The sequence below is a fragment of the Variovorax paradoxus genome, assembly GCF_029919115.1.
Classification (GTDB): domain Bacteria; phylum Pseudomonadota; class Gammaproteobacteria; order Burkholderiales; family Burkholderiaceae_C; genus Variovorax; species Variovorax paradoxus_O.
Window position 1 is genome coordinate 3771736 of the sequence record NZ_CP123990.1, and the last position, 22273, is coordinate 3794008.

General features: G+C 61.8%; 21 protein-coding genes. 12 read left to right on the plus strand and 9 right to left on the minus strand.

Going from position 1 to position 22273, the window contains the following annotated elements:
- Window positions 1-92: 92 nt before the first annotated feature.
- The 3 genes from QHG62_RS18155 to QHG62_RS18165 are packed head-to-tail and all read left to right on the plus strand — an operon-like array spanning window position 93 to window position 4482.
- Window positions 93-1154 carry an inositol monophosphatase family protein gene (locus QHG62_RS18155; protein WP_281146929.1) on the plus strand — a complete coding sequence of 354 codons (1062 nt, stop codon included), beginning with the start codon at window positions 93-95 and terminating at the stop codon, window positions 1152-1154.
- Window positions 1154-3388, plus strand: a complete 2235-nt coding sequence (locus tag QHG62_RS18160; RefSeq protein ID WP_281151703.1) for an FUSC family protein — start codon at window positions 1154-1156, stop codon at window positions 3386-3388. The genes QHG62_RS18155 and QHG62_RS18160 overlap by 1 nt, the downstream gene beginning before the upstream one ends.
- On the plus strand, window positions 3385-4482 hold the full coding sequence (locus QHG62_RS18165) for a mechanosensitive ion channel family protein (protein ID WP_281146930.1): 1098 nt from the start codon (window positions 3385-3387) through the stop codon (window positions 4480-4482). Before QHG62_RS18160 ends, QHG62_RS18165 begins: the two co-directional genes overlap by 4 nt.
- Here QHG62_RS18165 and QHG62_RS18170 read toward each other — a convergent pair.
- Together QHG62_RS18170 and QHG62_RS18175 are read right to left on the minus strand one after the other, a co-directional pair.
- Window positions 4458-5693: a DUF418 domain-containing protein gene (locus tag QHG62_RS18170; protein WP_281146931.1), complete on the minus strand. Its 1236-nt coding sequence runs from the start codon at window positions 5691-5693 to the stop codon at window positions 4458-4460. The genes QHG62_RS18165 and QHG62_RS18170 overlap by 25 nt on opposite strands.
- Window positions 5690-6220: a MarR family winged helix-turn-helix transcriptional regulator gene (locus QHG62_RS18175; protein WP_281146932.1), complete on the minus strand. Its 531-nt coding sequence runs from the start codon at window positions 6218-6220 to the stop codon at window positions 5690-5692. The genes QHG62_RS18170 and QHG62_RS18175 overlap by 4 nt, the downstream gene beginning before the upstream one ends.
- A 118-nt stretch (window positions 6221-6338) precedes the next feature.
- Here QHG62_RS18175 and QHG62_RS18180 point away from each other — a divergent pair, with 118 nt between their 5' ends.
- The 3 genes from QHG62_RS18180 to QHG62_RS18190 are packed head-to-tail and all read left to right on the plus strand — an operon-like array spanning window position 6339 to window position 9749.
- Entirely contained in the window at window positions 6339-7331 is a 993-nt protein-coding gene (locus tag QHG62_RS18180; protein ID WP_281146933.1) for a Bug family tripartite tricarboxylate transporter substrate binding protein, read from the plus strand.
- 36 nt (window positions 7332-7367) lie between these two features.
- Window positions 7368-8360 carry a Bug family tripartite tricarboxylate transporter substrate binding protein gene (locus QHG62_RS18185; protein ID WP_432445538.1) on the plus strand — a complete coding sequence of 331 codons (993 nt, stop codon included), beginning with the start codon at window positions 7368-7370 and terminating at the stop codon, window positions 8358-8360.
- Between the two features lie 42 nt (window positions 8361-8402).
- Window positions 8403-9749: a sulfatase family protein gene (locus tag QHG62_RS18190; RefSeq protein WP_281146934.1), complete on the plus strand. Its 1347-nt coding sequence runs from the start codon at window positions 8403-8405 to the stop codon at window positions 9747-9749.
- A gap of 257 nt (window positions 9750-10006) precedes the next feature.
- On the opposite strand, the gene QHG62_RS18195 is transcribed toward QHG62_RS18190, so the two are convergent.
- A complete protein-coding gene (locus QHG62_RS18195) occupies window positions 10007-10681 on the minus strand; it encodes a hypothetical protein (RefSeq protein WP_281146935.1) in 675 nt (224 codons plus the stop codon).
- A gap of 250 nt (window positions 10682-10931) precedes the next feature.
- Here QHG62_RS18195 and QHG62_RS18200 point away from each other — a divergent pair, with 250 nt between their 5' ends.
- From QHG62_RS18200 to QHG62_RS18220, 5 genes are all read left to right on the plus strand, one after another.
- On the plus strand, window positions 10932-11159 hold the full coding sequence (locus QHG62_RS18200; protein ID WP_281146936.1) for a helix-turn-helix domain-containing protein: 228 nt from the start codon (window positions 10932-10934) through the stop codon (window positions 11157-11159).
- Window positions 11160-11419: 260 nt separating this feature from the next.
- A complete protein-coding gene (locus QHG62_RS18205) occupies window positions 11420-11683 on the plus strand; it encodes a hypothetical protein (RefSeq protein WP_281146937.1) in 264 nt (87 codons plus the stop codon).
- Window positions 11684-11807: 124 nt separating this feature from the next.
- Window positions 11808-12059 carry a hypothetical protein gene (locus QHG62_RS18210; RefSeq protein ID WP_281146938.1) on the plus strand — a complete coding sequence of 84 codons (252 nt, stop codon included), beginning with the start codon at window positions 11808-11810 and terminating at the stop codon, window positions 12057-12059.
- A gap of 96 nt (window positions 12060-12155) precedes the next feature.
- Complete coding sequence (locus QHG62_RS18215) at window positions 12156-12377, plus strand: hypothetical protein (RefSeq protein ID WP_281146939.1); 222 nt, start codon at window positions 12156-12158, stop codon at window positions 12375-12377.
- Window positions 12378-12441: 64 nt separating this feature from the next.
- Entirely contained in the window at window positions 12442-12918 is a 477-nt protein-coding gene (locus QHG62_RS18220) for an OmpA family protein (protein ID WP_281146940.1), read from the plus strand.
- An 862-nt stretch (window positions 12919-13780) separates the two neighbouring features.
- Here QHG62_RS18220 and QHG62_RS18225 read toward each other — a convergent pair.
- From QHG62_RS18225 to QHG62_RS18250, 6 genes are all read right to left on the minus strand, one after another.
- The gene (locus QHG62_RS18225) at window positions 13781-14356 is read right to left on the minus strand and encodes an OmpH family outer membrane protein (RefSeq protein ID WP_281146941.1); all 576 of its coding nucleotides are present in this window, start codon (window positions 14354-14356) and stop codon (window positions 13781-13783) included.
- Between the two features lie 428 nt (window positions 14357-14784).
- Complete coding sequence (locus tag QHG62_RS18230) at window positions 14785-15096, minus strand: hypothetical protein (protein WP_281146942.1); 312 nt, start codon at window positions 15094-15096, stop codon at window positions 14785-14787.
- A gap of 100 nt (window positions 15097-15196) precedes the next feature.
- Window positions 15197-15574: a hypothetical protein gene (locus tag QHG62_RS18235; RefSeq protein ID WP_281146943.1), complete on the minus strand. Its 378-nt coding sequence runs from the start codon at window positions 15572-15574 to the stop codon at window positions 15197-15199.
- A gap of 103 nt (window positions 15575-15677) precedes the next feature.
- Window positions 15678-16424: a hypothetical protein gene (locus QHG62_RS18240; RefSeq protein WP_281146944.1), complete on the minus strand. Its 747-nt coding sequence runs from the start codon at window positions 16422-16424 to the stop codon at window positions 15678-15680.
- 880 nt (window positions 16425-17304) lie between these two features.
- On the minus strand, window positions 17305-17814 hold the full coding sequence (locus QHG62_RS18245) for a DUF1993 domain-containing protein (RefSeq protein ID WP_281146945.1): 510 nt from the start codon (window positions 17812-17814) through the stop codon (window positions 17305-17307).
- A 536-nt stretch (window positions 17815-18350) separates the two neighbouring features.
- Window positions 18351-21131 carry a DUF2326 domain-containing protein gene (locus tag QHG62_RS18250; RefSeq protein ID WP_281146946.1) on the minus strand — a complete coding sequence of 927 codons (2781 nt, stop codon included), beginning with the start codon at window positions 21129-21131 and terminating at the stop codon, window positions 18351-18353.
- Between the two features lie 232 nt (window positions 21132-21363).
- Between QHG62_RS18250 and QHG62_RS18255 the strand changes: the two genes are divergently transcribed.
- A complete protein-coding gene (locus tag QHG62_RS18255) occupies window positions 21364-22191 on the plus strand; it encodes an HDOD domain-containing protein (protein ID WP_281146947.1) in 828 nt (275 codons plus the stop codon).
- The last annotated feature ends 82 nt before the right edge of the window (window positions 22192-22273 follow it).

The window sequence follows — 22273 nt, forward strand, 5'->3', positions numbered from 1 at the left end:
GCCGGTAAAATGACCGATTCTCGCCGCCCGCATCGCCGGGCCGCAGGGTCGCCTCCAGGGGACCTCCTCCACCGTTCTTCTCACAATCCAGAATGTCGTCCCCCAACCTGCATCCCATGCTCAATGTGGCCGTCAAGGCCGCACGCGCCGCCGGCGCCATCATCAACCGCGCCGCCCTCGACGTCGAGGCCGTGCGCATTTCGCAAAAGCAGGTCAACGACTTCGTCACCGAAGTCGACCACGCCAGCGAGCAAGCCATTATTGAAACGCTGCTTGGCGCATACCCGGGGCACGGCATCCTGGCCGAAGAATCGGGCACCGAGCATGGTGCAAAAGATTCCGACTACGTCTGGATCATCGATCCGCTCGACGGCACCACCAACTTCATCCACGGCTTTCCGGTCTACTGCGTTTCCATTGCGCTGTCGGTGCGCGGCAAGATCGAGCAGGCGGTCATTTACGACCCGAGCCGCAACGACCTGTTCACCGCCACCAAGGGCCGCGGCGCCTACATGAACGAGCGCCGCATTCGCGTCTCGAAGCGCACCAAGCTCAGCGAATGCCTTGTTTCGACCGGCTTTCCGTTTCGCACGGGCGACAACTTCAAGCAGTACCTGGCCATCATGGCCGACATGATGCCGCGCATGGCGGGCCTGCGCCGCCCGGGCGCGGCCGCGCTCGACCTGGCCTACGTGGCAGCCGGCTTTACCGAAGCCTTCTTTGAAACCGGCCTCAACCCCTGGGACGTGGCCGCGGGTTCGCTGCTGGTGACCGAGGCCGGCGGCCTGATTGGCAACTTCACGGGTGAGCCCGACTTTCTGGAACAGCGCGAATGCCTGGCCGGCGCCCCGCGCATCTACGGCCAACTGGTGCCGCTGCTTGCCAAATACTCCAAGTTTGCCGGCATCGACGACAAGATGCGCGCCAGCGACCGCGTGCGCGCCGTCTCTGCCGCAGCGCGGCCCAATGCCGACGAATCGGTCGACCTGTACGCGCGCAGCACGGTGCCCGACCTGCCCGCCGCATCGCTCGACGGCGACGCGCCCGCTCCTGCAGCCGCGCCGGCAGCACCGGTGTCGCGCAAGCTCACGCGCATTCGCCGCGACGCGCCTGCCGACGGCAGCCCTTCCGAAGGCGACGCTTCCGGCAAGTGATGCAGGGGCCCGGTGCTGCCCTCAGGTTTCGTGCGGCGCTGCGTGTTGCGCTGAGCCAATACGTCGCCAACGGCTTCAGCGTTGCGCTCGGCCTGCTGGTCATCTCGGCCGGCGCGCATTTTTGGCTGGGCACCATAGCGGCCTCGGCAGCCGCAGTGGGCGTGATCGTCACGGCCCCGCCCGACCTGCCCGGCCCGCGCCGCGGCAAGTTCTTTCAAATGCTGCCGGCCCCGCTGATCGGCCTGCCGCTCTTCTTTCTGGTGCAGCTGCTGCACACGGCGCCCATTCGCCTTGGCCTGGTGCTGGTGCCAGCCACCTTCATCGCCTTCCTGGCCATGGCGTGGGGCAAGCGCGGCATTCCCATTGCCATTGCGGTGATGTTCTCGATGATTTTCTCGATGGCCACGCCTGCGCCGAGCGGCATGGCCGAGGCATTGCAGCGCACCTGGCACTTCGGCCTGGGCGCGGGCCTGTACGTGATCTGGGCCACGCTGGCCAACCATGCGCTCAACGCCCGCTATCGCGTGCAGTCGGTGTCGGACGTGCTGTATTCGCTGGCCGCGCTGATGCGCACCGAGGCCACCCAGTTCACGCCGCGCGACGACACCAGCGACATTCGCGAAACCCCCGCACCCTTGCTTGGCCGGTTGCTGCGCGAGCAGGCCGCACTGGCCGACCAGCTGCAGGCCACGCGCGACATCGTGCTCGAGTCGCCGCGTACGCCGCGCCGGCAGCGGCTGGCCGCCATGCTGGTGATCGTGCTCGAAATGCGCGACCAGCTGCTTGCGAGCGAGCTCGACCTGGACGCGCTCAAGAGCCACCCCGCGCATGCGGAGGCGCTCATTGAAATGCGCCGCGTGCTCGAAGAGCTGGCCGACGAAACCACCGCCCTGGCCGATTCGCTGTTGATGGCCCGCACACCCGAGCCGGTGGCTGACCGCCGGCCGCGCCTTGCATCGATTCGCCTTCCTGCCGAAGAACACCTGGCAAGCCACGGCATGCCCGGCCCCAACGCCGCGATGCTCGCGCGCGGCCTGGCAAGCCGCATCGGCCACATCAACGACGAGGTGCTGCGCCTTTCGGCCATGGCACGCGGCGACGCGGAGCCCAACCTGGCCGTGGTGCGTGCCAACTGGCAGATGTTCGTGAGCCCGACCGACTGGTCGCTGCGGCCCTTTCTTACGCTGTGGAGCTGGGACGCACCGCCGCTGCGGCATGCCATTCGCGCAGCGCTGGCCATTGCAACGGGCTATGCCATTGCGGTGTCGCTGCCCTGGGGCTCGCACGACTACTGGATCTTGCTGACCATTGTGGTGGTGCTGCGCGGCAGCCTTTCGCAAACGCTGGAGCGGCGCAACAGCCGCGTGGCGGGCACGCTGCTGGGCTGCGTGCTGGCGGTGGGGCTGCTCTCCGCGCATCCGTCGCCGCTGCTGCTGCTGGCCGTGGTTACCGTGTCGCAGGCCATTGCGCACAGCTTTGCGGTGCGGCGCTACCTCATCACTGCAGTGGCGGCCACGGTGCTCGGCTTGCTGCAGGCGCACATGCTCAACACCGGCGCAGCGCCCATCTTTGCGCTGTTCGAGCGCATTGCCGACACGCTCATCGGCGCCGCGGTGGCCTGGGGCTTTTGCTACGTGCTGCCCTCATGGGAGCGCGGGCAGATTCCGGCGCTGGTGGCGCGCACGCTCACCGCGCAGGCGCGCCATGCACGCTTGGCGCTTGGCCTGGGCCAACTGCAGGCGGTCGACAGCAGCCCCGAGCTCGAATGGCGGCTTGCGCGCCGCGAGGCCTACGACAGCCTTTCGGCGCTGGTGCAGGCCACGCAGCGTTCGCTCTCAGAGCCGCGGGCGGTGCAGCCGCCGCTCGAGCCGCTGGAGCACCTGCAGGCACACAGCTACCAGTTGCTCGCACAACTGAGCGCCGTAAAATCGATGCTCGTGCTGCGGCGCGACCGGCTCACTCCGGGCGAAATCGAAGGCCCGCTCGCGCGCACTGCGCAGCGCATCGAGACAGCCATCGGCAGCGCACCCACCACCGGTCCCACGTTGCCCGAAAGCCCCGGCTCCACCACCGTGGGCGGCCCGATTCCCCTGCCAGATCCTTTCGACAACGACATCAGCCCCTGGCTGCTGCGCCGTCTCGACCTGGCCACGGCACTCGCTACGCAGCTGCGCGACGACGCGGCGCGAATTCTTCAACCCCTGGAGACACAAGCCACGACCACCGCTCAATGACCCAAGAGATGCTTGCCCACCCCTGGTTCGGCACCTGGCTCGCAGCCCTTGTTGCCGTTCCGCTCGCACTGCTTGCCCACCGCATCGGCGGCCTTGTGCTTATGCGAATCACCCGCCCGGCGCCCGCGCTGCATTCAATGGTGATCAACTGCAGGCCCGTGGCCCGTGTGGTGCTGCCTCTTGTGGCGCTGCTGCTGGTGTTTCAGGCGGCGCCGAGCGATCTTCGGTTCATCAGCAACGTACGGCACTTGAACGGCCTGCTGCTGATTGCCGCCACCACCTGGCTCACGGTCAAGGCCATCAGCGGCTTTGCGGACGGCGTATTGGCGCAGCACCCGTACGACGTGGCAGACAACCTGCAGGCGCGGCGGGTGCTCACGCAAACCCGCGTGCTCGCGCGCACGGCCATGACCATGGTGCTGGTGGCCGGCGGCGCGATGATGCTCATGACCTTTCCCGATGCGCGGCAGGTGGGTGCCAGCCTGCTGGCATCGGCGGGGGTGATCGGCATCGTGGCCGGCCTGGCGGCCAAGCCGGTGTTCAGCAACCTGATTGCCGGGCTGCAGATTGCGCTGGCCCAGCCCATACGCATCGACGACGTGCTGGTCGTCGAGGGCGAATGGGGCCGCGTCGAAGAGATTACCGGCACCTTTGTGGTGGTGAAGATCTGGGACGACCGGCGTTTGATCTTGCCGCTGAGTTACTTCATAGAAAAGCCGTTCCAGAACTGGACGCGCAGCTCGTCGCAGCTGCTGGGCGCGGTTTTCGTCTACGCAGACTACGGCATGCCGCTGCCGCCGCTGCGCGAAGAGGTCGAGCGCATCGTGAAGTCGGCGCCAGAGTGGGACGGCCGGTTTTTCAACCTTCAGGTAACCGACGCCACCGAGCGCACCATGCAGATTCGCGTGCTTTGCACCGCCGGCAATTCAAGCCTTGCCTTCGATCTACGCTGCAAGGTGCGTGAAGGGCTCATCGACTTCATGCAGCGCGAATACCCGCAGTTCTTGCCCCGCATGCGCATAGAAAGCGACGGCAGGCAAGACAGGCAACACCAGCAAGAAACGCAACTTCACGCGGTGCCGTCGCCACGCTGACCTGCGGCATGCTTGCGGCGGCGTAGCAGCGGCGGCAGCTGCAGGTTGGTAAACGCCCGCAGCAGCCACTCCACCGGCCCATAGGTGAAGTGGTGCATCCACCAACGGCTGAACACCAGGTTGCCCGCAAAGATGGCCAGCGCAATTGCGAAGCTGGCCAGCGGCCCGACGGTTCCGATCCATCGCAGCCCGTAGGCCAGAAAAATCCACGCGCACGCCAGCGACTGCAGCAGGTAGTTCGACAGCGCCATGCGGCCTGCCGGCGCCAGCCACCGCGCCAGCACGCGGCCGGGCCCGGTCTGGAACACCAGCAGCATGCCGGCCGCGTAGGCGGCAGTGAGGAATGGCGCCGTCAGCAGCGTGACTGCAAGGCCGCTGAGCTCGCGCACCGCGTCGTCGAGCCGCAGGGCCGGAAGGCCGTACGCCAGCGCACCCGGCAAGCCGATGGCCAAGCCCCACACCACCACCTTGCGCAGCAGCTTGCCGTGCCCCTCTACATGCGCGAGCAGCCCGCGCCGCCCCGCAATGAACCCTGCAAAGAACATGGCCAGCGCCGCCGGGGCCTGCACCAGCCCGGTGACCCACCACACCTGGGAAAGGTCGCGCAGGTGCTGCATCACCACCAAGGCGGGCGTTGCGCGGTAGGCGGCCAGCGCGGCCTCGGCCTCGGCGTAGGCCGCCTGGGTTGCCATTTGCATGTCCATCTGCGAATACATGTGGCCGACGCCGGCCCACACCAGCGAAACTGCCAGCACCAGCGCCATGGCTGCGCAGGCCATGAACACATCTCCGCGCCGCCGCAGCAAGAGCAGCACGGCGCCCAGCACCGCATACGTGGTGAGAATGTCGCCGTAGTAAAGCACCACGGCATGCAGCACGCCGATGACCCACAGCCCCACGAGGCGCCGCACCATGCGCGGCACAAAGGGCTTGCCGTCTCGTTCTGCCGCACGCATTTGCAGCGTGAAGCTGTAGCCGAACAGAAACGAGAACAGCAGGTAGAACTTGGTCTCGAACAGAAAGGCCCGCACAAACGAGGCGCTGCGGTCGGCCAGAGAAACGGCCATTGGATCGGGAACGCCCAGGCCGTAGTAGGTCGATGCAAAGCTTGCAATGTTGACCACCAGAATACCCAGCAGCGCAAAGCCGCGCAGCGCGTCGACCATTTGCTGCCGCTCGTTCGGCGTGGTTTCTCCAGCGGCTGAGGTCATTCGGGCTTGCGGGGTTTCAGGGGTGAAGCGGCGCCACCCGCGCCACGGCGGCCGCGGTCTGCCTTGGGCAGCACCGCTTCTTCGACCATGCGCTCGGCGCGCGTGTGCAGGCGGCGCAGGCACTCGTCGAACCGCGCCGCATCGTCTTCGCCCAACGCGCCCATCAGCTCGCCGTTGATTTGCGTGACCAGCGGAAAAAGCTCTTCATACAGCGCCTGCCCGCTTTCCGTAAGGGCCAGCCGCACCTGCCGCCGGTCGCCCGGCCGCACCACGCGCGACACCAGTTGCTTGGAAACCAGCGACCCCACTGACTTGGAGGTGCGGGCCCGGTCGAGCTGCGCATGCTCGGCCAGCTCGGACGAGCTCAGCTCGCCGCGGCTTGCCAGCACCGCAACCAGCCGCCATTCGCGCCGCGTAATGCCAAAGCGCCCCTCGCACAGCCGGATGACCATGCTGCCCGCCACCGACAGCAGGCGCGACAGCCGGTACAGCAGCAAATCGTCCAGCGGGCGGCGCGGCGCGGTCATTGGGGGTTAGTCCGGGGGATGGTTGATTAGATCAATCGAATGTAGCGTCTCTAAAGTCGTTCGCAGCCGCGGCACCTGGGCCGAGCGGCGCCACCGAACGAGAACCGGAGACATCGACATGCCCCGCCCTGATTTCGACCGCCGCCAGATCGTTGCCGCCCTGGGCGGCCTTGCGCTGGCTCCGCTTGCACCATTGGCCAACGCACAGGCCTTCACGCCCGGCCAGCCCATCAAGGTGCTGATTGGCGTGCCCGCCGGCGGCACGCAAGACGTGCTGACGCGAGCCATTGCAGAGCAGGTGCGCGACACGCTCGGCCCTCTCATCGTGGACAACCGCTCGGGCGCGGCGGGCCGCATTGCCGTGGAAGCGGTAAAAACCGCGCCACCCGACGGCCGCACCCTGCTGCTGGGCACCGCCAGCATGATGACCATGTTTCCGAGCGCCTACAGGCAGCTTTCGTACGACCCGATCAAAGACTTTGTGCCCATCGTCAACGCGGCGCGCTTCGAGCTGGCGCTGGTCGTGCACAAGGACGTGCCCGCCAATACGCTGGCCGAGTTCATCGCCTGGGCCAAGGCGCAGGGCGACAAGCTGAGCTTTGCCTCTTACGGCGCCGGAACGCCTTCGCACTTCTTGGGCGAAATGCTCAACCGCGCGGCCGGGCTCAAGATGGTTCATGTGCCTTACCGCGGCTCTACCCCTGCGCGGCAAGACGTGATGGGCGGCTCGGTGCCCGTTTACTTCGACACCGTTGGCGGCGCCCAGCAGATGGTGCCCTCGGGCCGCGTGAAGGTGCTGGCCACCAGCGGCGAAAAGCGTTCTCCGCTGATGCCCAACCTGCCCTGCTTTGTGGAGAGCGGCTACAAGGACGTGGTGGCCACTGCCTGGTTTGCCTATTACGCGCCCCTTAAAACGCCGCAGCCCATCGTCGACAAGCTGCGCGCCGAAATCACCCGCGCCATCAACACGCGCGAAGTGCGCCAGCAGCTGCTGCAAAACGGCATGTACCCCGTGGCCGACAACAGCGAGGCGCTACTGAAGACCATGCGCGAAGACACGGCACGCTGGGCAGGCATCATGAAGGCCGTGAATTTTCAGGCCAACGACTGATTCGACAAACAACTGACTGAACGAGGAGGAACCCACATGCTGAACAACACCCCCATTACCCGCCGCCTTGCCGCGCTGCTTGCCGCAGCCGGCTTCATGGCCTCCATGGCTGCCGTGTCCACCCAGGCAAGCGCCCAGACGCTCGACAGCCCGCTGCGCATCGTGGTCGGCTACGCGCCGGGCGGTGCCACCGACCGCGTGGCGCGCATCGTCGGCGACAAGCTGGCAACCCGCCTGGGCGTGCCGGTGGTTGTCGACAACAAACCCGGCGCCGGCGGCCGCCTTGCAGCCCAACAGGTCAAGAACACCCCCGCCAACCAGAACGTGCTGATGCTTGCCAACCCCGCCGTGATGGTGGTGGCGCCGCTCGTCTTCAAGGACAACAACTACGACCCCGACCGCGACTTCGTGCCCGTGTCGCACGTCAACGCCTACGACTTTGCGCTGTCTGTTTCGCCCCACCTGCCGGTGCGCGAACTGAACCATTTGCTCGCCTGGATGCGCGCCAACCCCAACCAGGCCAACGTGGGCGTGCCCGCCACCGGCAGCCTGCCGCACTTCTTTGGCCTGATGGTCGGCGAGAAGGCCAAGGTGCAAACGCAGATCATCGGCTACCGCGGCTCGGCCCCGCTGCTGAACGACCTCATCGGCGGCCAGGTGCCGATTTCGGTCGACACCGAAGACGTGGTGCTGCCGCAGCACAGCGCGGGCAAGCTGCGCATCCTCGCGCTTTCCGGCAACAAGCGCTCGCCCTTTGCGCCCGACATTCCCACCTTCAAGGAAGCCGGCCTCGACTTGGCCGCCGCCGGCTGGAACACCTTCTTTGCGCCCGCCACCATGCCCAAGGACAAGGTCGAACGCCTGTCCAACATGATCCGCGAAGTGATGCAAGACCCGGACACCCAGCGCAAGTTCAAGGACTCGGGCATGACCCCCGTGGTGAGCACCCAGGCGCAGACCGCCGCCATGCTCAAGGCCTACAAGGCGCAGTGGGCGCCCGTCGTTCAAAAGTCTGGCTACCAGCCCTGACCAACCGCCTCGCTTCGGACAGACCGACAGACAGACAAGCACATGAAAAGACCCAACATCATCTTCATAGTGGCCGACGACCTCGGCTATGCCGACCTTGGCTGCTACGGCGGCCGCGACGCCGCTTTTGGCCCCGTGTCGCCCGTGCTAGACGGCTTGGCCGCCAACGGCTTGAAGCTCACCCAGGGCTACTCGAACTCGCCCGTATGCTCGCCCACCCGCTTTGCCATGATTACCGCGCGCTACCAATACCGCCTGCGCGGCGCGGCCGAAGAGCCAATCAGGAGCAGCAGCCGCGGCAGCACCACCCTCGGCCTGCCCACCGACCACCCCACCCTGCCGTCATTGCTGAAAGCCGGCGGCTACCAGACCGCCCTCATCGGCAAATGGCACCTCGGCTACCCGCCCCACTTTGGCCCGCTGCGATCGGGGTACGACGAATTCTTCGGCCCCATGTCGGGCGGCGTCGACTACTTTACGCACTGCGACTCCACCGGCCAGCACGACCTGTGGTTTGGCGAAGAAGACAAGAAAGAAGACGGCTACCTGACCGACATTCTTTCGAAACGCGCAGTCGACTACGTCGAACGCATGGCCGCCAAACAGAAGCAACAGCAAAAAGAAGAAGGAGAACAAGCCCCTTTCTTCTTGAGCCTGCACTACACCGCCCCCCACTGGCCGTGGGAAACCCGCGACGACGCAGACAAAGCGCCCACCGTCAAAGACAACCTCTTCGACCTGGCCGGCGGCAACATTCACGTGTACCGCCGAATGATCCATCACATGGACGAAGGCATCGGCTGCATCATGGCTGCGCTGCAAAAGCACGGCATGGCCGACAACACCCTGGTCGTGTTTACCAGCGACAACGGCGGCGAACGTTTTTCAGACAACTGGCCCCTGGTCGGCGGCAAGATGGACCTGACCGAAGGCGGCATTCGCGTGCCATGGATCGCGCACTGGCCCGCCGTGATTGCCAAGGGCGGCGAGAGCAAGCAACTGTGCATGACCATGGACTGGTCAGCCACCATGCTCGACGCGGCCGGCGTAAAGGCCGATGCGGCCTATCCGCTCGATGGCGTGTCGCTGATGCCAGTGCTGCGCGATGCCAAACACAGCTTCCGTCGTCCGTTGCACTGGCGCATGAACCATCGCGGGCAGGAAGCCATGCGCGACGGGGACTGGAAGTACCTGAAGGTGGACGGGAATGAATACCTGTTCAACATTCCGGCCGATGAGCGCGAGCGCGCGAACCTGAGGAAGAAGGAGCCGGAGAGGCTGGCTGCGATGCGCGAGGACTGGGCGGCGTGGAATGCGACGATGCCTGGGATTCCGGAGGATGCGACTGTTAGTTTGGGGTATTCGGTTAGGGATATGCCGCAGAGGTAGGGCGAAGGGCACCGGTCGGTGGCTGCTTAAGACTGCTTGCTGACGTTCGGTACGGCCTAGCTCGTCATGCTGTGCCAGTTTGACAGCAGGGTGGACATAGCTGGTGTCCTAGTAGATCTTGGTGGGAGCGGCGCCGCGCCTGAGGCGCTATAGGCGCTGGTTGACGAGGCGCGGGAGGCCTGCTTTCGATGGAGGGGGTCGCCTGCGGGAGCGACTGGGGTATAGCGCCCTGCGAGCGGCGCTGCACTGCTGACAACTTACCGGCTCGGGTTTCGATCATCCTGCGCGCGAATCCGCCGGCCGCCGGCCACGCCAGCTTGGTGGACGATGGCCAACTCGCAATGCCGCCAGAAACCCACGCCCTCCAGCTCGCTGGGAATATCGCTCTGTGCAAGCCGGTAGAACCCGAGCACCACCCCCTGCGCAAATGCGGCGATCAGTGGCTCCGCGTCCTCGGCACCCGTCATGCTGCGGCGGATCAGTTTGCCGCCTATCGCCATCAACTTGAGCGTGCGGCTGGAGGCGGTTGCGGTGCTTTCCTTGGGGACTCGCAAAGACCAGAGCCAGCAGCCGAGCGTCCACATAGATTGACGGGGAGCCTCTTCGCACCGCGCCTTTTCTACGCCGAGCTGTCTCGTGCGAACTTCACTGGAGCCACGATGGTCATGGCCAGAGAAGTACACCGCGAACTCGTCGGCAATCTTTGCCACGGCGCGCTCGCCACACGCGATCTTCTCCGTGGCCGATAGGCCTGAGACATGTGCGACAAGAAAGCCCAACTCATCGAGTGACAACCTGCGGCAGGAAGCTATGCAGTGGTCATGACAGTCCGTTAACTCGGCGAAGGCTTTGCAGGCCATGAAGGCCCTGTTCAAAGGCTCGTCTAGACAGAGGCGGACGAGCCGCTCGGGCTTGCCGTCACTCCGCTCCATGGCAACGTCTCTCGGCTCGAGCCGCGCTCGAGAAAACTTTCCGCACTTCATCTCCGTTCCCCTGCCTCTTATTGGTATCGCGTCGGTCGGTCGGTCGCCGCGCAGAGCAGATCGTAGCTCAGAAAGATACTTTTAGACCGCGGTTTTAAAGACCGTCACCTTATGAACCGTGGAGTTTTGGACCTTCTGGAACGAGCATTGAGAGATGGCGCGAGTACCACCCCCACCAGAAGAAAGACACCCCGCGCTGGTGGCTTTTGGCCAAGCCGTGCGAAACCGTCGTAAGGCGATGAATTTTTCACAAGAGTCGTTCGCCGACGAGTGCGGAATCGACCGGAGCTACATGGGTGGCGTGGAACGCGGCGAACGCAACCTGGCCATAGTGAACATGATGAAAATCATCGACGCCCTGGGCGTGCAGCCCTCGGAGTTTTTCAAAGCGCTGGATAAACCCACCAAGAAAAACAAGTCTGCGTAGCGATTGACGGTTGGATTGCTCTAACTGGCTGATTGAGGGATTAGTCCTGGCCAGCGATCACGGCCACGCATGCGCCTCGACCACGCATGCGCCTCGACCACACTCCTCTGTTGAATATCCGTGAAGGCTGCTGTGCAGCGGAAGCGGACTATCGCCGCTCAAGGCTAGACTTCCGCCTTCGGCCAGGAGCGGTCATACGATGCAGGTCCGTGGATGGGATACAAAACACATCGAGGCGTGGGATGCTTTCACCAAGAACGTTGACCATTGCAGCCGCCGCGCTCGTGCTTGGCCCGACTGCCGTCGCGGTGATTGGCCAAGTGTCGATTTGGCTGATTTCTGGTTGCAAACCCAACCCCTATGCGCTGGGGGAATGTCTCGTCGGCTCGTACAACCTCGCATTTGCGTTGATGGTCGCCACCCTCGGCGGCACCTATGTCGCCGTCCTTGCCCTTCCGGCGTCGTTCCTGCTGCTGCTGGCTGCCGTTTGGCTATCTCGCCGGCGAGCGGCGAAAAACAATTGACGACCGCAGGGTCTGCCGACCGCAGCCGGGCGCGGGCGTTGAAGCGCGTGCGCACTGACCAGTGGTCCGGCAACAATCGGCCAATAGCCGCCGTTCAACCACTGGTCGAAGTCATGGAAGCCACATGCGATTGTCCGATGTTCAAGCGCTAGAACACCTCGCGGCGCGCATCACCTCCGGGGAACTGGCTGGCGAGGACGCCTTGGCAGCGCTACGGCCGTATTCAGAAGCGGAAGCTGCAGCCGCCAATGTCATTCACCTTCTTTATCACTTCGTTGCCGATGCGGACATACGAGCGATTGAACCTGACTACGAGCGTAAGCAGACGCAGCGCCTGAAAGCGATTCTGGCCTCGTTGAAGCATGACGCCACGTGAGCCAGTCGTGCTCCGGTGCATAGTCCCTAAGGGCAGAATGCAGTCATTTCCAGACATTGACGACGGTTGATCCGGCTGCCGAATCAGTAGATTTTGATGAAATCCTTCGACCTTTATGCTCGCGTCTATGTAGCTGCCAGCGGCGGCTGGAAGGCCACCTTCTTGGGTACGGTCTGTAGTGAAGCGGAGCCGACTAAGACGGCGAAGGGGCCAGAGAACTACTACTGGGTCGAGTTCGACGAACCTCAGGAGGATGTATCCGGGCCTGACCTTTATCGGAAGGCCCAAATTCTGAGCTGCTATCTGGAGTCGGTGTAGTGTCGATGCACGGGCCGCATCCGGCCAGAAACAGACACTCACAATTCTCAGATAGTTCGAACGGATGAACTTCTCCGACATCCCACTTACCGCGATTAGATCGTCGCTGATGCTGTGGATTACGTGTGCGTATTCCGTAGCTTTTGCGACATCGCCGGCACGTATGACTACCAATGTCAGATTCGACGAAAACAGTTCGCTACTAGAGCCAAACGCCATCGTCGAATTGGAGAGACTAGTTTGCAAAGTCAAGGGCGCCAGGGTCGCTTACTTGTGGCTGTACGCGCACGCCGCGAAGGGCGAGCACAACCCGGAAAATCTTGCATTAGGTCGTGCATTGGCCGTTCGGGCATTCATGCTTGCTTCGTCTGCTTCCATTGAGCACATCGAGATCAGGAATGGCTCTGACACAGAACCGATCAAGAGCAACGCTACGGAAACGGGGCGTGCGATCAATCGGCACGTCGAACTTGAGGTGAACTTTGCAGAAGGCCCAGCGGGATGGGGAGAAGAATGTGGTCAACCGGCGCCACTTTCGTAGTCTTTTGTCCCCGGCGCACTGTTCGATATCCGTCTGTCGATGATCGGCCGATTTCGACCGGACCGCATATCGGCTCTGGCCTCTTTGAAACGGGTGTGCGACTGAAGTCGGGCCCGAAGCAGTCCGTCAAGTGTGAGAGCAGAATTCTTCCATCGGCTGGGATGCACCCAACCACACCGCGCGATTAGGCGATTTTCATGCCCTACTGCCCCAACTGCTCATCGAAAGTCGCGCCGGCATCTATGAGTTGCATCGGTTGCGGCGCCGAATTTGGTCCGGGCAGCTCGTGGGCGCCGACAGATTCAGCGCCGAAGCTGAAAAGGGTTCAGCAAGAAAGTCAACGCACCCCAACTGAGCTATTTCTTGCTCGGCTTGGCGGAACTATTTGGCTGCTCATTGCGATAGCGTGGTCAGGCTGGTACGTGCTTGCGTTTGGAGTACTGAGCCTCCCTTTTGGGCTGAGGAATTCCCCACTCGGCGGTGCCGCCATTCTTCCGCTCCTCCATGTATTGTTCGCGCTATTTGCGCTAGTACAGCTGTGGATGACGAAACCGTACTCAACGCTCTTCTTGATCGTGGCAACCTTGCCGCTCGTTGCTTGGATCGTGTTTCCGCTTGCTGCTGTTCTGTTCGTGCGGTAGACGACGAGTTGCTCCCGATCCACAGGAGTGGATCGCATGCGACTACAAGCTGTTGATTCTCAGAACTCAGTGACTGCTTTGCGCTGCCACAAACTACCGTTTTGGGCCCCAAGCAGCCACTCATCGAGCTGTCGGCACCAGCCCGCTGATAAAGAGCCTGTTATCAATCGTCAAGCTCACAAAGTTCTCTCAAAATGAGTGATGTTCGTCGTGAGTGCCTGTCACTGCGCCGCAGGGGCAGCAGTCGCGAGCGCTTTGATCACCTCGTTAGTGATGTCCACCGTTGGCGCAGCCATAACGGCATCCTGCAGTATCAGGTCGTACTTTTCCTGCTTGAAGATCTGCCGGATCGCACGGTGTGTCAGATCCCATAGCTCGGACTTCTGCTCGTTGCGGCGCTGAGCCACCTCTTCATTGAACTCAAAGAGCTTTCGCCTGAGGTCGCGTTCCTGATCGAGAAGTTCGCGCCGCCTGCGACCGATATCGTGTTCGGACAGCGTGGGTCCATCCTTATCCAGTTGGTCCTCCACGGCCTTGAGGTGAGCTTCCAACTCATCCAGTTGCTTCTGTCGAGGGCGGATTTCGGCAGCCAGCTTGTCCTGCATAGCCCTGGCGGGGAGCGACAGGAGCATCGCGCGCTCGAAGTCCACGTAGCCGATCTTAAGTTGCTGAGCCAGCGTGGATGAAGGAGCCAGAGAGAGCATGCACGCCGCCGCCGCACCGGCGGCAAAGACAACCGCTTCACGGCGGGCCACCGCGCAGGCAGCCACCGCAATGGTCTGAATAAGTCTGTTCATTAGAATGCCCCTCCGACGTGGATGTGAAAGCACTGGATGTTATGCGGCGCCCCAATAAACAGCCGTTCCTACACGCAACGCTCAGACGTCATTGGGCAGCTCTGTAGGTTTCAAAAGCCTCTGTGTCAACTCTCTGTGAAGACGGTCACCGACCGTCCGCTTTTGGCCGCGTGCCGCAGTTCACCGTTCAGAGTCGTTCGTCTGTTTCCCAACAACTGCTGAGCCAACGAGCTCAATGACGGTCGACAATCCGAGCATAAAGACGGCGACCCCGGATACGCCGGCAGCGAACAGGCCGAGCGCGACGACGACACAGGCTATCGAAAAGCAATGGAGGATTTTCAAGGTCGGCCCTGATTGACGTGTAGCAGATGATTGTCTTGGAATCGGACGTCTGTGCCAACTTCCGCTTTTGGCCGGCTTGAGTCCTAGGCGGGCTCGTTGGAAATCTTGTCCTCAGCACGAGTCCAACTAGCCTGCGGCGAAGAGCGAACTGCAGTCCATCCTGGAGGCAAATCAGCGAGCTCGAGCACTGTTTGATCTCGTTCCACCATGCTTCGCAGCGTGACCAGAAGCGCCTCCGACATGTCGAGCGACTCCCCTGTGAGAAACGACCAACCTGCGTCTTCGACATCGCGAGACACCATGAGCAAAGGCTTTGTCGCCTGAACAATGGACTTCACGGTAAAGCACATGACATTGGGCGGATCCTCGAACGGCCACGGGTTCGAAGTGCTCATCTAAACGGCCTCTGTGAATGTCTGGTGTGGAGCGAATTCGGGCGCGGACCGCGAGGACTGGTCATGGCCGACTGTAGCCGTACGTCGGGTCAGCGCACATTCACTGTGCTCGCTTGGTCGTGATATCCGGGAAGTTCCATCCGGAGCGCGCCAACAAGCCATCCCAGTCGACTTTGCTGTAGGAATACTCGGTTTCGAAGGCGCCGCTTCGCGTAACACGGTAACGGCAGGTCGAGAATGCTTGCGTCGCCCGATCTGGAAGACTGTCCCTCAGGGCTCGAAATAATCCATCTACGACCTGCGGAAGCAAGATTGCAACCTCTTCGAGGTGCCCGTCCTTTTGGACTGAATAGCTCGCCGCCATGTCGCTTTGGGTTTCGTCTACGCTGTAGTCAACAATCAGTTCGATCCACTCCGGCTCCAGAAGTGGCAAGACGGCATCAAAGATCGCCTGCGGAATGCGTGCTGGATCGTTCATGAAGGGCCTTTAATTTGTGCAAAGCATCTGCTCCCGGACGATTTCAGGTCGATGCGTGAGCGACCGGTTTTGGCCGGTTCCGGTCAAAAGCGATTCTGACGCGTCACCTGCGAACACTTGATTGCGGTTGCGTCAATCCGGCGCAGGTTGTCGCACAGAGACCTCCTTTATGCGGCCCTTGCACGTAGCCCTGAGCAGCCGGAGGGAGGTTCTCCACGCACCCGATGGAACAGGCGTTAACGAGCAGCGGCAGCACGTCGGCCGCTACCCCGAGGGAGATCCACACTTGCTCTGCGCTTTCGGGATCGATCGGCCCGTCGCACACACCGCAACGCTTCGGGACAAGCTCCGCGACTACTTGCGCCAGCGACGGAAAGGGTTGCCGATATTTGTAGTTGCCATACAGCGCTCTGGTGCTCACCGTGCTCGACCGTAAGGCTTTGCACCTAGTGATTTCATACGGGAACCAGTGGAGCCCATATGAGGTATAGGGAACGAAATGCGTGAGACTTTCCATCTCGCCAATCTCCGGCGGGAGCCGAAGAAGGTTGCTGCCGTATAGGTCGAGTTTTTCGACGTGCTTTAGCCCTGCTATAGAAGCCGGCAACGTGAGCACTTGGCTCCAGAGTTCAGGACCTAACTCCTTCTTTGGTGCAAAGACTGTTCGGCGATCGTGCACGGCTTCATCGACAAGCTCCAAGAGCAGTCGCCAGCCCGCCAAGGTAGTGTCCTGTGGCTGAAGGTGAAGTGTCATCTCCGGCCAAGGTGGCGCCCGCTCCTCATCCATTGCGTCATAGATCACCTCCCACGTCTGATCGTCGGGATACATCGTGCATTCATGGGCGGCCATTTTCCCCTCCTAGTTCCTACAACGTTGCCTGTATCGCTATAGAGACGATACCGAATGAACCATCACGCCGCGATGAACGTCCGGTCTTGGCCGAGAATTGCCTATCGCCATCTTGCAGATGCAAGAGCTGCTTTGAATCGCCCAAAGGCTTCAAACGCGTCGCCGTCACCAGCAACCATGATGAGACTGAAATCGCTTTGCGGTGAAACGACTGCGTAGTTCAAGACATAGCTCGGAATGTTGTTGGAGTCGCTTTGCATTGCGCTCGAGATATGGACATCGCCCGCGGACGATACAGTGGTTCTCAGGGGCCAGAGCGCCCGCCCGAACTCTCGTTCGAGGTCACGAAACTCTCGCGTCGTCTGTCCAACAATTTTTCGGACCTCGTCATGCGCCTCTTCCGCAGTTCGATTACGCCGAGTAGGCACCGTGACTATTCGGACGCGCTCACCCGCAGGGCCCCTGTAGATTGCCGGGCTGGTGCCCTCAACATGGGAGAACCCGTCTGGCCAAGACATGATGAACCGGCCAAATGTCAGCTCTTCGGCCGGGACTCGCCCACATAGGAAGAGGACGAGTAGGAAGGTGGCGATTCGGGTCATCCAATTGGGCATCTGGTTTACGTTGGACTGCAGCAGCGAACTTCCGCTACTGGCCAATTGTGACTACCCCCATGGTCAGTGCGCACGCGCTCCCGATGGCTTCGTTGTGAGGCAGCGACGAAGGTCTGCTCCTGGCCGAAGGCGGAAGTCTAGCCTTGAGCGACGATAGTCCGCTTCCGCTGCATAGCCGCCATCAGCAAGACCAACGTCGAACGCGGAGGCTCTAGTTGCTATCGAGCGGCAGTGGCCAGAGTGGCTGAACTCCTGTCTGTTTTGGGTTAGTAGGCCCCCATGTAGTCGCGCTTACCGATCTCAATACCGTTGTGGCGCAAGATGGCATAGGTGGTGGTCACGTGGAAGAAAAACTGCGGCAGTCCATAGTGAAGAAGATATGCGCCTGCGGTCAGCTTCTTTTCCTTGGGGGTGCCGGGGCGCAATACGATCTCGCGGCTCTCGCTTGAATCAAATTGCTCAGACTTGAAGGAGCCGATATGGGCCAAAGCTTTGGCGATCAACGCTTGCAGGTCGGCGAAGCTGACCTCAGTGTCGGGCCAGGACGGCACCTCGGCACCAGCCAGGCGGGAGGCAATGCCCTTGGAGAAGTCTGCGGCGATCTGTACCTGACGTACTAGCGGAAACATGTCAGGAAACAGCCGCGCCTGCAGCAGCGCATTTGGATCGATATTTTTTTGCGTCGCGTGGTCTTCGGCCTTTTTGAGCACGTCGGACATGGCGCGCAGCATCTGCTGCATGACGGGAACGGAGGCGTTGTACAGCAGGCTGGTCATAATGAGTTCACTTCTAAAATTGGGCACGATCGCCGGAGTTGGCGTGGCAGAGGCCCTGCCGACCATGTAAGGCTAACAGCACAGGGCGAACTGAATCGCCCCGGCTTTTGTGGCCAGCTTTTCTTCCCGCTGGCAGTCGGAGCAGCCGCGTTGAAGGGCAGTTCATTAGCAAGAAGCGGATGTCAATTGCAGACGCACGATAGACCGCCATGGCTGCACAGCTGTCCTTCGCGTACGCACGCTTCAAAGTGCTTGCTGCCAGTCGCCGCTGGCCGTCCGAGTGTCTGCATGCAAGCACAGCCGCCGTTCGCGACCGCCCAGTTGAGATTGTCTGCCAGCTCAGTATCGATTGCTCAGACGTGTGCATTGGGACGATTCTTGCTCGCTGCGGTCGTGGCGAGCCACGGTCGAAGCCGCGAACTCCCACTGTCGAGTGGGTCAGACGTCCTCCGAGCATCGCTGCAGAAGCGCCAGTGCGTTTCAACAGAATTGCACTAATGCAGACGTCGGGATGGCGAGCTTTCCGCGATCGTTGGCTACCAAGCCTTCATGCGGAAGAGACGGCCCTCATCACCCTCATCGTGTAGGGTCAGCACGATCTCGTCGGGGGCAAACACGGGCACCTTTGCCTCAACGCGAGGCGGCATGTCGGAATCGATCAGCGTGATGACTGACTGTACGCCAAGCTCGGAATACTCACGGATGACCTTGAGAAGGTTGGCCTTCTTGCGGTCATCCAGCGACTCGAACACGCCGTCGTGATAAACGAAGTGAGGAAACCTGTCCTGAAGGTGAGCACGTAGCACAGCCAGATCAAAGGCTATGCAAAGCAGCTTCCGATACGTATGCCCCAGATCGGCACTCGTCGCCTTGCCCTTTTCGTCGAGAATCTCGGCCCGAAACTCAAGGTGACCATTCGCGTTCGAAGAGACACTGAGCAATGCCTTGTGGGCCAGGACTTCTTCGACGATCTCGCTGAAGTACACGCGAATCACTGAGAACAGACTGGCCTTATCCGTATTCTGCGATTCAACATTTGACTCAATCTTCGACTGCAGATGCACACAGGCTTCTGTTAGCGCACGAATCTCTGCGCGTAGCTCCTGCAGTCGGCGCAAGAAGCCCCGCTGCTTCTCAAATGCCGCAATGTCAGCGCGCAGCGTGACGAGATCGTCAGTGACTTGCTTGTACTTGGCGAACACGTCGGTGCTGCTCAGGAAACCTAGCACGCCCGACCGACGTTTGCCGAGGTCATCAAGCTCGTCTGCCACTGTCTTCAGCTCAGCCTCTACCTCAGAGCGCTCCTCTTGCAAATATCCGCGCCTCTCTTCCGTGATGGTGCGGTTGAAGGCGATGAGCTGGCTGAAGTCTTTCTTGATCTGTCCGGAGAAAAGGATGCCTACTTCGATGAACAACTTCTCCGCCTGATCAGGCTTGAAAAGAATTTGGTCCTCCTCCAGCGACGCAACGATCTTGCGGCGGGCCTGGTTGAGCGAATAGCGGCGCGCGTTCAGTTCTGCAACGCGCGAGTTGATCCCCTCGACCAGCTTTTCAGTTTGGTCCTTGTCCTGCTCACGGAAGTCGAAGGCGTCAAGGAGTTGCTGCTTCTTGTCAGCATCCTTCTGCTTTAACAGAAGGATGCCCTCAATCTTGCTCAAGTCATCGACTGAACCGCCCAGTTCGGCCTGTACGGTCTGCGCGATGGCCTTCTTATCCTCCAACTCTTCCAGCTTCGAGTAGTAATCCTCGATCAGCTTGTGGTCGAAGCCAAGGATGTGAGCAACGTACGGCTTCCAGTCCTTGTGCTTCCCCATGGCGAATCGACGCAGTTGAAACACGTCCTGGTAGTCGTCCTGACCGCGCAATTGGTAGCCGAGTCCCTTGCGGAAGTCCCAAGGTGAGACTGCGCGCCAGTCGAGGAGGCCATCGAGCATCTCACGGGCACGGTCAAACGGCAGACTGAAGTGATCCCAGTCGGCTTCGGCAACCTTGTCTTGCGAGAGCGTTCCAGCGGCCAGCTTGTCGATGCCGGCCAGCAGCGCGTCGACAGAGTCCTTGTTCTCCATCGCCCGCGAAGAGCGCTGGAGTTCGGTCGAAAGAAGGACCGGCGCGCCGCCGCGGCCGAAGCGGCCCAGCCGGCCGAGCAGGTCGGGCCTGGGGTGAATGTGGCCCTCTTCGTCGCCCGACGAAATGATGAAGGCGGCCGGGTTCACGGCGTCCAGAAACGCATCGGTCACCTTTTCGGAGCCATGGTGGCAAGACTTCATGATGTCTGACCTGAAGGTATCCCGCGCCTTGGTCACCATGTCGTCGTAGGCGGGGGTGCCTGGTTTCGGAAACTTGTTATCTGCGATGCCGGTGTAGTGCTGCAGCAAGAATTTTTCGGCGCCTTCGTTCAAATCGCCGCCGAACAGCACGCTGAACTTGCCGTACTGCAGCCGCAAGATGACGGAGTGGCCATTCTTGGTTTCGTTGTACGAGCCCAGTTGCCGCAGCGCGGGAGTGCCGTCGGGCCCTTCTTCAACAATAGGCGCAAGCACGCGAATGGTGTAGCCGCGGTCGTCCGACGGGGCAAAGCCGGGCATCCAGGCGGTGTCGTCTTCTATCGTCGCGTGCTGGGCTGACAGCATGCAGATGTCCTGGATCTTCGGGTTGCCTAGCGCGGCCTTCATGACTTGCGGAAAGAGGTGGGTGGGGCCCACGTTTCCGAAGATGGTCTTGATGGTGGCGTAGTCGGTGGCAAGGTCGCCAATGTAGGCAACCGATGCGCCGTTTTCCTTCACGGGCTTGCCGCCGAGCTTTTCCCAGGTGCCGCTCACGGGCCGCTCGACAAGGCCGTTGTGATACACGGTGCCAAAGCCGATGCCGGGGTCGGCAAAGATGTCCTTGAAGCCCAGGTAATGGTCGCTGTCGGGGTGCGTCATTACTGCGGCGGCAAAGTCGAAGCCGCGGTAGGTCTGGAACCTGGCGGCAAGAAAGGCGCGCATGTTGCCGCCCTCTCCGGCGTCGATGACGACGATGCGTTCATCACTGCCCGTTTCGGGCGAGATGAGCACGGCGCCGTCGCCCTGGCCCACGTCGACAAAGATGATTTCAAGCGGCCGGCGGGCAACTGTGTCTTCTTTGCGGATGTAGAGGGTGCGCCGCTTGGTGGGCGAGCGTGCGGCCCAGTCGATTTCCAGCCAGCCGTCGCCCAAGTCTTTCTTGACCTTGAGGAAGTCGCCCCAGATGACTTCGCGGATCTTTTTCTTCTTGTCATCGAAGAGGTGAACGGGGCTTCCGTCCGCGCGCAAATTGACGAACCGGTGTGCTGCCATGCGCCCGCTCCCTCGCTTTTTTGACGAATTCGCACTTTTAGCAGCGCGGGGAGGCCGGCGCATCACTCAAAAAGGGTATGGCATTGCGGGGGAGGCTCCGCACAATGGCACCTGTGTTGCTGGAAGTCTGCATTCGGACTCTGGGAGTTGGCCCGATCCCTTAAGACATCAACATGTAACACTATAGTTGCAGCACAATTCCGGGCAGCGAAAACTACAGCCTGAGATCGCCATGACCCTGGACGAACTGTTTGCCGAAAGCCATTTGCTTCCCACGGTGCCCAAGGTGGTGTTCGACTTGATCGAGCTCCTGCGCAACGAGGACGCCTCTATTTCCGTGATTGCACGCAAGGTCGAGCTCGACCAGGTGCTGACGGCCCGGGTGCTGCGCATGGCCAATTCCCCGTATTTCGGGCTGCGCCGCAAAATTCTCTCGATTCAAGACGCGATCCAGCTGCTGGGTTTCTCGTCGATCCGCTCGCTGGTGGTGAGCTCTGGCCTCACGGGCACGTTCCGCAAGGTCGAGGGGGTGAATCTGCCGGCTTTCTGGTCGCACAGCCTGCGCGTGGCAGCGGTGGCCCGCTACCTGGCCGGCAAAACCCGCAGCGTGGACCAGAGCCTTGCCTTCACGGTAGGCAGCATGCACGCCATCGGCCACCTGATCATGGCCGGCGCCATGAAGGAGCAAATGGCCAAGCTCAACGCGGTGCATCCGTTCGACATGATGGGCCGGCTCGAGGTCGAGCGGCAGAAGTTCGGCTTTCATTACGGCGAAGTGGGCGCGCGGCTGGCGGCCCGCTGGGAGTTTGCGCCCGAGTTCATCAGCGCCCTCTCTTGCTTTGCCAATCCGATGGAGTCCGAGCAGGTCGACCCGCTGGCCAACGTGCTGCACCTTGCGGTCTGGCGGGTTGCACTGGAGCGCGAAGGTCTGCGCATTGGCGACTCGCAGCACATGTGGCCGGCCCAGTCGGCGGATGCCATTGGCATTTCTGAAGACGTGATGCAAGACATGCCAGCGCCTCGCGAGCTGGCGTCTGATCTGGAATCGATGATCGCCTGATCGTCGGCTGATCGTCCTTTGACGGGTGGCGTCCTGCCGCCCCGTTTTGCCTGGCTTCGGCCAGCGCCTTCTTCTCTCCCCT